Annotated in this window: 10 protein-coding genes; 5 read left to right on the forward strand and 5 right to left on the reverse strand. The window is 58.6% G+C overall.

The genetic code is table 11. From position 1 onward, the window contains the following. Window positions 1-231: 231 nt before the first annotated feature. The 3 genes from LRL22_RS15910 to LRL22_RS15920 are packed head-to-tail and all read right to left on the reverse strand — an operon-like array spanning window position 232 to window position 1,713. Window positions 232-624, reverse strand: coding sequence for a DoxX family protein (locus tag LRL22_RS15910; protein ID WP_005342720.1), 393 nt, complete (start codon window positions 622-624; stop codon window positions 232-234). A gap of 39 nt (window positions 625-663) precedes the next feature. Beyond that, window positions 664-1,350 (reverse strand): pirin family protein, encoded by a 687-nt coding sequence (locus LRL22_RS15915; RefSeq protein WP_005355292.1) that lies wholly within the window; start codon window positions 1,348-1,350, stop codon window positions 664-666. A 30-nt stretch (window positions 1,351-1,380) separates the two neighbouring features. After that, a complete protein-coding gene (locus tag LRL22_RS15920) occupies window positions 1,381-1,713 on the reverse strand; it encodes a hypothetical protein (protein ID WP_270905848.1) in 333 nt (110 codons plus the stop codon). Window positions 1,714-1,971: 258 nt separating this feature from the next. On the opposite strand from LRL22_RS15920, the gene LRL22_RS15925 reads away from it, so the two are divergent. Next, entirely contained in the window at window positions 1,972-2,886 is a 915-nt protein-coding gene (locus LRL22_RS15925; protein ID WP_270905849.1) for a LysR family transcriptional regulator, read from the forward strand. Window positions 2,887-2,985: 99 nt separating this feature from the next. Then, window positions 2,986-3,405 (forward strand): hypothetical protein, encoded by a 420-nt coding sequence (locus LRL22_RS15930; RefSeq protein ID WP_216952673.1) that lies wholly within the window; start codon window positions 2,986-2,988, stop codon window positions 3,403-3,405. A 167-nt stretch (window positions 3,406-3,572) separates the two neighbouring features. Here LRL22_RS15930 and LRL22_RS15935 read toward each other — a convergent pair whose 3' ends face one another. After that, on the reverse strand, window positions 3,573-3,920 hold the full coding sequence (locus tag LRL22_RS15935; protein ID WP_100652356.1) for a hypothetical protein: 348 nt from the start codon (window positions 3,918-3,920) through the stop codon (window positions 3,573-3,575). Between the two features lie 199 nt (window positions 3,921-4,119). On the opposite strand from LRL22_RS15935, the gene LRL22_RS15940 reads away from it, so the two are divergent. The 3 genes from LRL22_RS15940 to LRL22_RS15950 all read left to right on the forward strand — a co-directional run bounded on the left by LRL22_RS15940 (window position 4,120) and on the right by LRL22_RS15950 (window position 7,766). Beyond that, on the forward strand, window positions 4,120-4,842 hold the full coding sequence (locus tag LRL22_RS15940; protein WP_005336534.1) for a response regulator: 723 nt from the start codon (window positions 4,120-4,122) through the stop codon (window positions 4,840-4,842). A 33-nt stretch (window positions 4,843-4,875) separates the two neighbouring features. After that, complete coding sequence (locus LRL22_RS15945; protein ID WP_005336542.1) at window positions 4,876-6,237, forward strand: ATP-binding protein; 1,362 nt, start codon at window positions 4,876-4,878, stop codon at window positions 6,235-6,237. Between the two features lie 140 nt (window positions 6,238-6,377). Beyond that, window positions 6,378-7,766: a transporter substrate-binding domain-containing diguanylate cyclase gene (locus LRL22_RS15950; RefSeq protein WP_270905850.1), complete on the forward strand. Its 1,389-nt coding sequence runs from the start codon at window positions 6,378-6,380 to the stop codon at window positions 7,764-7,766. 67 nt (window positions 7,767-7,833) lie between these two features. On the opposite strand, the gene LRL22_RS15955 is transcribed toward LRL22_RS15950, so the two are convergent. Continuing rightward, complete coding sequence (locus LRL22_RS15955; protein ID WP_270905851.1) at window positions 7,834-9,786, reverse strand: ligand-gated channel protein; 1,953 nt, start codon at window positions 9,784-9,786, stop codon at window positions 7,834-7,836. Window positions 9,787-10,319 lie beyond the last annotated feature (533 nt).

Below are 10,319 nucleotides of genomic sequence, written 5' to 3' on the forward strand. Positions count from 1 at the left end.
GGGCGAGGGAAAAGGCGAGCCATTTCCGTCACTTCACAAGAGAGGGAATTGTCGGGGATCGGGGGATAAGATGCAAAAGGCACTTGTGGCCAGCAGGCGGGCAAACCGTTGAACCATGAGGGGGGCCGCAGATTTGTGCAGTTGCCTCACCGCCTCGGAAAACGCAGACAGAAAAAAGCCGGTGCAGTTGCACCGGCCAAAAGGCATTGGAAAACTTGACTCTTCAGGGCATTACCAGTTTTTGCCGAGACGGGCATCCAGACTGAAAGCCCCTGCTCCGGCCGCCGCCAGCGCCAGGAAACCACCGGCCACTGAGACGTTCTTCATAAACATCAGCATCTGCATCTGTTCGGCAGGCTGGTAGTGGAAAATAAAGGCAGCCATCAGGGTAAAACCGGCCAGCAGCACGGAGAGGCTGCGGGTAAAGAGACCCAGCACGACGGCAAGGCCACCACCCAGCTCAAGCAGGATCACCAGCGGCAACATAAAGCCCGGCACCCCCATCGCCTCCATATAACCCTGAGTACCGGCGTAGCCGCCGATCTTGCTCCAGCCCGCCATTACGAACATCAGCGCCAGCAGTACACGACCCGCCAGCAGCGCTACATCTTTCATCTTGTCCATTTCATATTCCTCGTTTGTGTCACATCACCGCTGACTGCTTCAGGGTAGGTCAAATAACAGAGCTTGGCTGGCACTGGTCGCAACCAGCTCCCACCGGTATTCATCACGACTGAGTACCCCGTCGCCGGGTCGGGCAGCCAGACCGTTGGCGGTCAACTCCCCTGAAATCATCTGCAGGTAACCGTGTCGGCCAGCCAGTGCCCATTCGAGCGTCTCGCCCGGGGCCAGTTCCAGCCGCCATACGCGGGCCTGTTGGCGGATCCGCAGCGATCCATCCTCGCCATCCGGTGACGCCACCAGCGTCATGCCCGGTCTAGACTCGATCTTCTTCTGCTGATACCCGGGTGGCGTGCCGAACTCGTTCGGCTCGATCCAGATCTGCAACAGGGAGAGAGGATCCGTCTGCGAGGGGTTGTACTCGCTGTGGCGGATCCCGCTGCCTGCGCTCATCAGCTGGAAATCCCCTGCCGGGATCTGCTCGGCATGGCCGAGGCTGTCCTTGTGCTCTATGGTGCCTTGCAGCACGCAGGTGAGGATCTCCATATTGGCGTGAGGGTGGGTGGCGAATCCGCCACCCGGCGCAACCAGATCCTGATTGATCACCCGCAGTACCGAGTGTCCCATCCACTCCGGGTCATAGTAGTGACCGAAGGAGAAACTGTGGCGCGCGTCCAGCCAGCCAAAGTTGGCCTTGCCCCGCGCTTCTGCGGCTCTCAATTGCATCATGGTCTGATCCTCACCTACCGGGACGGTTGATTAACGCTGTTTGCCGCTACCGATACCGAACGGAATACGGTATTCACTGCTCTGGTCAGCCAGGCTGACAGTCAGGTTGCCCTGGGTACGGCTCGGGATCCGCACCTGCTGGGTGCCTGTCAGATTGGCGTGGACTGATGCCAGCAGATCGCCAGACTCGTCACGCACTTCCAGCATCGGATTGGCTTTGCCATCCATTACGGCAGTAGCGTTCCAGTTCACAAACAGCACGCCGGGCATGGCATTGAAGTCAGCCGGTACGGCAGCGTGGGCGAAACCAGTGGTCATCAGGCCTGCAACGGCCAGCATCTTGATTACGTTTTTCATGTTCATTCACTCTCTTGTTTTATATGTCATTGCCAAGGCCTTTTCGGCCAGAATCAATGCATCCATGCAAGAGGTTATTCAAATAGTGTGTTGTTCTTTCACCGACGTCAGACAGACCGATTTGGTGTGTCACAGTGCGGAACTACCCGCATATTTGGCCGCTCGACGTTCCTGCCTAAGCGTTGATTGAATATTAAAGTGACATGACCTAACTTGTTAGCGAGATAAACTGGCAAACATATTCAAAAAAATTGAAGGTGAGGAATGGCCAAGGAATCGAACAAGGAGCGGGCGCTGACCCTGGAGGCAATCCGGGTGCTGGATGCCATCGACCGCCGCGGCAGCTTTGCGGCGGCGGCCGACGAGCTGGGCAAGGTGCCCTCGGCATTGAGTTATACGGTGCAGAAGCTGGAAGACGAACTGGATGCCATGCTGTTTGACCGCAGCGGCCACCGCACCAAGTTCACCCCGGCGGGACGCATGCTGCTGGAGCGCGGCCGGGTGCTGCTGGAGGCAGCCGAGCATCTGGTAGGCGAGACCCGGGCATTGGCCCGTGGCTGGGAGACCGACATCACAGTCGCCGTCGATGCGCTGGTCCCGGTGCAGGCCCTCTACCCCTTGGTGGAGAAGCTGGCCGAGCAGACCGATACCCGACTGCGGCTGCGGGCCGAGGTGCTGGCGGGTAGCTGGGAGTGTCTGGAAGATGGCCGCGCCGACCTGCTTATCTCCTCCATCAACCCGGACATCATGATGACCGGCATCAAGCATCAGGTGATCAAGGACGAGGTGATGCTCTACGTCGCCCATCCCGATCATCCTCTGCATCAGGAGCCCGAACCCTTGGCCGACGAGACCCTGCGCCGCTACCGCGCCATCGCCGTCGCCGATACCGCCCTGCGCAAGCCGGTGCTCACCTATCGCCTGCTGGACAAGCAGCCGCGCCTCACAGTCAGCACCATGGCGGAGAAACGGGATGCCCTGCTGGCAGGGATTGGGGTCGGCACCATGCCACAGAGCTGGATTGAGGAGGACATCCGCGCCGGGCGGCTCAAGGTGATCAGCCCCGAATATCGTCATCAATTGCAGGTGGTGCTCGCCTGGCGGCGAGACACCATGGGCAAGGCCAAAAGCTGGCTGGTGCGGGAGATACCAAAACTATTTGCAACTGGTGAGAAATGAGATCCAGTTAACAGAAATGTTAATTGCATGCCTCACTTGACGCCCAATATCTTTGCTGATTTCATAGCCGCCTCATTGAACCCATGGAAGCTGTAGAAAATGAAAAAGAGTTTGCTGGTTGCCCTCACCACCCTGCCCCTGTTTGCCAATGCCGGCCTGATGGACTCGCTGACCGACAGCGTCACCAGCAGCGTCAAGGATGCGGCCAGCACTGCCGTATCCGGTGCCATGGACAGCGCATCCAACGAAGCCATCAAAAAGGCACTGGATATCAAGGAAGGCGGCTCCAACAAGCAGGCAGTCAAAGATAAGCTGGGCTCTCCTGCCACCACCAAGACTGAATCCGGTCTGGAAGTGTGGACCTATGATCTGGATGCCCTGAACAAGGCCTCTCCGCTGCTGGCAGAAACCACCAAAACCCTGCTGAAAGATACCGACGCCGCCAAGAAAAACGTGGTCATCAAGTTCGAAGGCGAAACCGTCAAGAAAGTAGACCTGACCGACAAGGCTCAGGGCTAAGTTCGCTCATCCGTGCACACTCGCACCGACACAGATAGCAAGAGGGGGGAGCATCAGGCTCCCCTCTTTTATTGACAATCACCAGCGTTCAACCAATCTGCTGCTCAACGCAGTAAGCGCAAAAGGGGTGGCCTCGGCCACCCTTCGGTTGATAACAGCTGGCGCTGTTACTGGTTCGCTTCGGCGAACTGCTTCATCGCTTCGGCGTGCTTGGTCATACCGGCGGCACGCTCGTTGAGCTTCTTGATGAACTCCGCCTTCTTGGCCGGATCTTCAATGCGGTCATAACGTTGCTGCAGGTTGGCCTGGATCTGCTCCGGGGTCATGTTCTGCATGCGGGCCATCTTGTCGTGGCGACCACCGTGGTGTTTGCCACCCATCATGCCGCCGTCCATCGGGCAATCCACCATGGCACCGGGCTGGCCAGTGGGGGCCGCTTCACTGGCTGCATAGGCGCCCAGCGGCAGGCCAAGGATCAGGGTAGCGGTCAGCAGGGTTTTGGTCAGCTTTTTCATGGTCTATCTCCTGTAGGGATGATTCTGGTTCGGCGCTCTTGCCTTGCCCTCAAGTAAACACCCTATCGGTGTCTGAACTTTGCCAGCATCGCCCTTTTTTGTAGCAGAGTGTGGCATCGTGCGGATCTGGCACACTTTGACACAAACCGCCGGGCGGATTTTCGTATACTCGTGCCAACGCCAAGCAGGGGAGGTATTCATGAACCAGGGCAACACCCACATTCTGGTAGTCGACGATCACAGCGAGATCCGCGATCTCTTGAAACGCTTTCTGGAACAGCACGGCCTGCGGGTCAGCTGCGCCCGGGATGGCAAGGAGATGAAGCGACTGCTGGAGGAGCGGGAGTTCGACCTGCTGGTGCTGGATCTGATGATGCCGGGTGAAGATGGTCTGACCCTCTGCCGCGAGCTGCGGGTCAAATCGAACCTGCCCATCATCATGCTCACTGCCATGGGGGAAGAGACCGACCGCATCATCGGATTGGAGATGGGGGCCGACGACTATCTGGCCAAGCCTTTCAATCCGCGCGAGCTGCTGGCGCGCATCAAGGCGGTGATGCGCCGCACCCAGGCAGAAACCCAACCCGCCGCCGAAACCCTGACCCGGGATCTGCGCTTCGATCGCTGGCTGCTCGACGTCAATCGCCGGGAGCTGGTCGATGAGGATGGAGTGGGCCTCAGCCTCTCCACTGCCGAGTTCGATCTGCTCAAGGTGTTTCTGGAACGCCCGCAGCGGGTGCTGAGCAGAGATCAACTGCTGGATCTGGCCCGTGGCCGCGAGGCGGTAGCCTTCGATCGCGCCATCGATACCCTTGTGAGCCGCCTGCGCCGCAAGCTGGAGCGGGATCCCAAGAATCCGGAGCTGATCAAGACCATCTGGGGTGGTGGTTATATGTTCTCCGCCGACGTGACGCAGGTTTAAGCAGTGGGCACCTTGCGACGACTGTGGGCACGGATGTGGCCCAAGGGGCTAACCGGCCAGATCATTCTGGTGGCGCTGGCAGGGTTGATCCTGATCCAGCTGCTCAGTATCCAGATCTACCGCACGGATCGGGAGGAGGCGCTCGGCTTCGTCAACAGCCGCAACGCCATGCAGCGGATCATCTCTGTGGTCAGGCTGCTCTCCCTCTCCCCCCCGTCCCTCTATGACGAGATCCTCAAGGCGAGCCGCAGCGAGACCCTGCTGCTGCGCCTCTCCGACGAGCCGCTGCAACCGGATAACCGCAGTCCCCGCTTCGAGCAGCTGGTGCGCTCGCGCCTCAACTACCCCCCAGGCCTCACGGTCGAGATCAGCGCCGAACTAAAAGAGGATACTCAGCGCAGCAAGGCGTGGGAACATCACGCCCGCATGATGCGGGATCGCAAGGGGCCGCCCCCACCACGGGATATGCGGCTCTATGGCTCCATCGAACTGCCGCAGGGGGGCTGGCTGCAGTTCAGCTCGCTGGTCGACAAGGAGGCGGGTAGCTGGTCGTGGCAGACTACCCTCAACCTGATGCTTGTTGCCAGTCTGGTGATCGGGCTGATGGTGCTGCTGTTTCGCCGTGCCACCCGCCCGCTCAAGCAGCTGGCAGGCAATGCGGAGCGGCTTGGGCGGGGCGAGGATATCGAGCCCTTGAAAGAGGAGGGACCGACCGAGATCCGCGAATCGATTCAGGCCTTCAACCGGATGCATACCCGGCTAGACCGCTTCGTGCAGGACAGAACCCGGATGCTGGCGGCTATCTCCCACGATCTGCGCACTCCCATCACCAGCCTGCGGCTGCGCACCGAGTTTCTGGCCGATAGCGAGGACAAGGAGCGGATCCAGCAGACCCTGCAACAGATGGAGCAGATGCTGGCGGCCACCCTCAGCTTTGCTCGCGAGGAGGGGCAGCAGGAGGCCACCCGCGAGCTGGATCTGGTCAGCCTGCTGGTCAGCCTGTGTGATGACTACGCCGATACCGGCCAGCCGGTCACCTGTCTGGCGGAGGGCAAAGAGGTCTACGCCTGTCGGGCCAACACCCTGCGCCGGGTGCTGCAGAACCTGATCGGCAACGCCATCAAATATGCCGGCAGCGCCGAAGTGTCGCTGGAGCGGCGGAAGGAGGAGCTGTTGATCCGGGTCTGCGATAACGGGCCGGGGATCGATCCGGCGCGGCTCGAGGATGTGTTCAAACCGTTCGTGCGGCTCGATGAAGCGCGCAACACCGAGTCCGGCAGTGTCGGGTTGGGCCTCTCCATCGCCCGCACTCTGGTCCATCAGCACGGCGGCGAGCTGACCCTGCTCAATCGACCACAGGGGGGACTGGAGGCGCGAATCAGCCTGCCGCTGTAAGTAGTTACTCTATCCGCCAGCCTTGTCATGGCGCCATTTGCATCATGCAAACTTCATCATTTGAGCGCTTGTTCTTCGAGCAGAAAGACGGTGATAATCGATGACCAAGGGACGGTATACGGCAACGGATTGGAGCAAGGATGGCCTCTTCCTGGACAGGAGTCATAGTCAGTATCGGGTGGGGGCTCCTGCTACTCGCCCTTGCTCTGCCTGTCTGGGCCAAAGCCCCGGAAGAGCCGATCATCATTACCAACTCCAAAGCCTGGCAGCCCTTCTCCTATATCAATGAGTCGGGCCAGCCGGATGGCCTGCTGATCGATTTGTGGCGTGAATATGCCCGGGTGACCGGCCAGAAGATCGAGTTCAGGCTGGTCGACTGGCAAGGCTCCCTCGACCTGCTCCATGAGGGGAAAGCGGACGTTCACTCCGGACTGCTCTGGTCACCGGAGCGGGACAAACTGTTCGACTATGGCCGGCCTCTCGCCCAGCTCGACTCCCAGCTCTTCTTCTCGAGCGAACTGCGCGGCACCGATGTCCACTACTACCTGCTCCATGAAACGGTCGGTGTGGTAGCCGGTGGCTACGAGGAGTATTACGCCAGACGCTACTTCCCCGGCACCAGACTGCAAACCTTCAATGACAATGACACCCTGCTGGCTGCGGCCTTTCGGGGCGACATAAAGGCCTTTATCGCCGATCTGCAGGTCGCCAACTTCTACATCTATACCTCGGACGATCCCACCCGCTTTATTCCGGTTCGCCACCTCTATACCGACCAGATCCGCTTTGCAGTGAAAAAGGGCGACCTTGCCCTGTTAAACCGGCTGGAAGAGGGGTTCGCCAAGCTCAAAGAGAGCGATCGGGAGCGGATCATCCGCAAATGGATGCATGTCGAAACCGTCTACCCCATCCATCTCGGTCCCTGGCTACTGCTGGCCGGTGCATTGATCATGGTGGCCTACATAGTGCAATTGCGCCGCGCCGTTGCCAGCCGTACCACCGAGTTAAGCCGCGCCAACGCCAGACTGGAGAAGCAGGCCAGTACCGACCCGCTGACCGGCCTGCTCAACCGACGGGCATTCATGCCTGCCATGGAGCAGCGGCTGGCAAGCGGGGAGCCCTGTGCCCTGTTGCTGTTCGATGTGGATCACTTCAAGGAGACCAATGACCGCTTTGGTCATGGCATCGGGGATCTGTTGCTGGAAAAGCTGGCCACGACTGTGACCAACCTGTTGCCCGAAGAGGCTCTGCTGGCCCGCATCGGCGGCGAGGAGTTTTGCCTGCTGCTGCCGCTGGCCACGCTGGCAGAGACAGAGCAATGGGCCGAGCGGATCTGCCTGGAGAGCAACCGGCAAACCCTGCACACCAGCAGCGGCGAGGTGACCCTCTCCATCAGCACCGGGGCAGTCTGGGTAGCCGCAGAGAGAGAGGCTGATGCCGACCAACTACTACGGCAGGCTGATGCCCTCATGTATCAGGCCAAGGGACGGGGGCGCAATACCTGGCAAGCCGCCTCCTATCAGGCATAGCCCCCTAACGGACGCGCAATAAAAACGGCCACCATCGGAAGATGGCGGCCGCATGACAGGTTCCCTATCAGAAGTTGTAGGTCACGCCCAGGTTGTAGCGGCGACCATCCAACACAGTGCCATAGCTGCTGTAATCCACCGTCTTGTCGAACAGGTTGTAGACCCCTGCAGTCAGATCGAGATGCTTGTTGGCCTTGTAGACCAGGCCCATGTCAAAGAAGGTGTAGGAAGGAGTCCCCTCCGCCATCTTCACACGACTCAGGTACTCGGAGGTCTCGCCACGGAAGTTGACCCGTGACCAGAGGCTGAGATCCTCGGTTGTTTGCCAGTCAACACTGCCGTTGAACATGTGACGGGGCATCTGGTTGAGGGCATGACCCGACAGTGGACCACTCTTCTGCTCGGACTGGGTAAAGGTGTAGCTGGAGCTGACCGACCAATCCTCATTGATGGCCCAATCCATCATCCCCTCGACACCGCGCATGTTCGCCTTATCGACGTTGACCCGATCACTGATGAAGTCATAGCTGTGACCATTGAGAGTACAGGCGGGATCGCTCTTGCTGGTGCAGCGACGCACTTCGGATATCTTGTTCTTGAAGTCGGTGTTGAACAGGGTAACACCGGCGTTGAAGCCCTGATGACCGTTCCACAGCAGGCCGATCTCTTCACTCACGCTGGTCTCGGGTTTGAGGTCCGGGTTACCGACCAGCATGCCATCCAGGCTGCCACCACCGGTGACCTGACCCCAGTTGGCCGCCGACATTCGCAAGTCAGGAGAGCGGTAACCGGTCGATACGCCTCCTTTAAGGGTCCAGCTATCATCCAGATGCCAAACGCCGTAGAGGCGAGGGCTCCAGTGAGAACCGTAGTTCTGGTCCCGATCCATGCGGGCGCCACCGGTCAGGGCAAAGCTGTCAGTGAGTGACCACTCATCCTCGACAAACATCGCCCAGCTCCAGCGGGTCAGCTGCTCGGCAGGGTTAGCCACTTTCAGGGTATTGCCCTGATCGTGCAGATCCTCATAGCGATACTGACCACCGACGCTCAAGTAGTGATCACCCAGAATAAACTGGGTATGGGTATCGGCGATGGTGTTGGTGAGCTCCATCTTGCGGCCGGGATTGGTGTTAGTCTCCTGCTGCAGATAGCTGCTGGAAGAGCCGAAATCATACTGGCCATCATGAGTCAGCGCATAGTTGGTGCGCTCGTATCGATTAAGGCTATCTTTCGCCTTGGCAGCCAGCGAATTGCCGGCCGTGCGATCCCGATCCTGCAGACTACGACTGGCTTCCAGATCGAAGCGGTTATGGTCATCAGGCTTGAAGCTAAGCACCGCCGTGCCACTGCGAGTCTCTTGCTCGGCAAAACCCTGGGTAAATTTGTCTTCACCACGATGGGCGAGCTGACCGTTGAAACGCAACCCCAACACGCCATCGATCAGTGAACCTGCGGTATAGGCATCGGTCTGGAAACTGTTGCCAGCATCCTTGTTCTCCTGGAAGGTAGAATCAGCATGAACCGAGCCCTGCCAGGCCAGGCCGGTGGTCTTGCGGGTAATCACGTTAATCACGCCCCCCATGGCATCGGAACCATAACGGGATGACATAGGGCCACGGACGACCTCAATGCGCTCAATCGCCTGCAGTGGCGGCAGCCAGCCCTGCTCGATACCCGGACCATCGCTGTTCGGGCGAGTGCCACGGCTATCCACCTTCTTGCCATCAACCAGCATCAGGGTGTATTTCGACCCCATACCGCGAATGCTGATATCACTGCTACTGCCACCGCCGGTCACCACAACACCGGGCACATCCTTCAGGGCATCGGTCACATCGCGATATGCCCGCTTTTGCAGTTGCTCACGGGTAATCACGGAGATGGAGGCAGCTGAGTCTTCAATCTTCTGCTGGAAGCCGGAAGCGGTGACGACCATCACCTCTTGTTTGGCAGCATAGGCCTGGGTCGTAAGAAGGGAGCAGATCAGCAAGGCAAGCTTGTTCGGTTTCAAAGTGGTCATGTTTTAGCCTGAACATTATTAGTAGGAAGGTGACGTATTCCCTTACTTCACTCATTACAACGCCCTGGCATCCGGCCAGACGCAGTATTAGAAAAGGCTCATTTGAAAAGCACTTTATTAATCAGCCCGCATTGTAACGACCCCGACCCGATCATTCAAACAATAATCATTATCATTTATCTCGCGTGGCATTCCTGCTGTAAAACAGATCGCTATTGATAAGTGACTGTTTTAATAGAATAAATCCATAAACAAACAAGGGAATTAAACAAACAAGCGGAAGCGATGACGTACCGTTGCAAGATGGCCTGATTTAATCCTCAAGCTCTATCAGCTCGCAGCGGAACAATATGGCCAAGATGGGATGTGCTGCGATACAGAGGTGGAAACAGTAGCAAGATCGCCAACAGGGGAAGGTATTGTCACCGTGGTGGGATGTCGGCAGCTCACCAGCAGGCTAAAACATCAAAACCCAGTCGTCAGACTGGGCTTTGTGTTCGTTCTGGTGTGCAACCATCGGGGTCAGTTGGCAA

The organism is Aeromonas sp. PI_26, assembly GCF_027854445.1.
Classification (GTDB): Bacteria; Pseudomonadota; Gammaproteobacteria; order Enterobacterales; family Aeromonadaceae; genus Aeromonas; species Aeromonas veronii.

Coding starts and splice junctions, on each gene's coding strand:
- LRL22_RS15920 (WP_270905848.1), bottom strand. CDS start 1,713: ATGAACATGAAAAACGTAATCAAGATGCTGGCCGTTGCAGGCCTGATG.
- LRL22_RS15910 (WP_005342720.1), bottom strand. CDS start 624: ATGGACAAGATGAAAGATGTAGCGCTGCTGGCGGGTCGTGTACTGCTG.
- LRL22_RS15950 (WP_270905850.1), top strand. CDS start 6,378: ATGGCCTCTTCCTGGACAGGAGTCATAGTCAGTATCGGGTGGGGGCTC.
- LRL22_RS15955 (WP_270905851.1), bottom strand. CDS start 9,786: ATGACCACTTTGAAACCGAACAAGCTTGCCTTGCTGATCTGCTCCCTT.
- LRL22_RS15915 (WP_005355292.1), bottom strand. CDS start 1,350: ATGATGCAATTGAGAGCCGCAGAAGCGCGGGGCAAGGCCAACTTTGGC.
- LRL22_RS15940 (WP_005336534.1), top strand. CDS start 4,120: ATGAACCAGGGCAACACCCACATTCTGGTAGTCGACGATCACAGCGAG.
- LRL22_RS15930 (WP_216952673.1), top strand. CDS start 2,986: ATGAAAAAGAGTTTGCTGGTTGCCCTCACCACCCTGCCCCTGTTTGCC.
- LRL22_RS15925 (WP_270905849.1), top strand. CDS start 1,972: ATGGCCAAGGAATCGAACAAGGAGCGGGCGCTGACCCTGGAGGCAATC.
- LRL22_RS15935 (WP_100652356.1), bottom strand. CDS start 3,920: ATGAAAAAGCTGACCAAAACCCTGCTGACCGCTACCCTGATCCTTGGC.
- LRL22_RS15945 (WP_005336542.1), top strand. CDS start 4,876: ATGTGGCCCAAGGGGCTAACCGGCCAGATCATTCTGGTGGCGCTGGCA.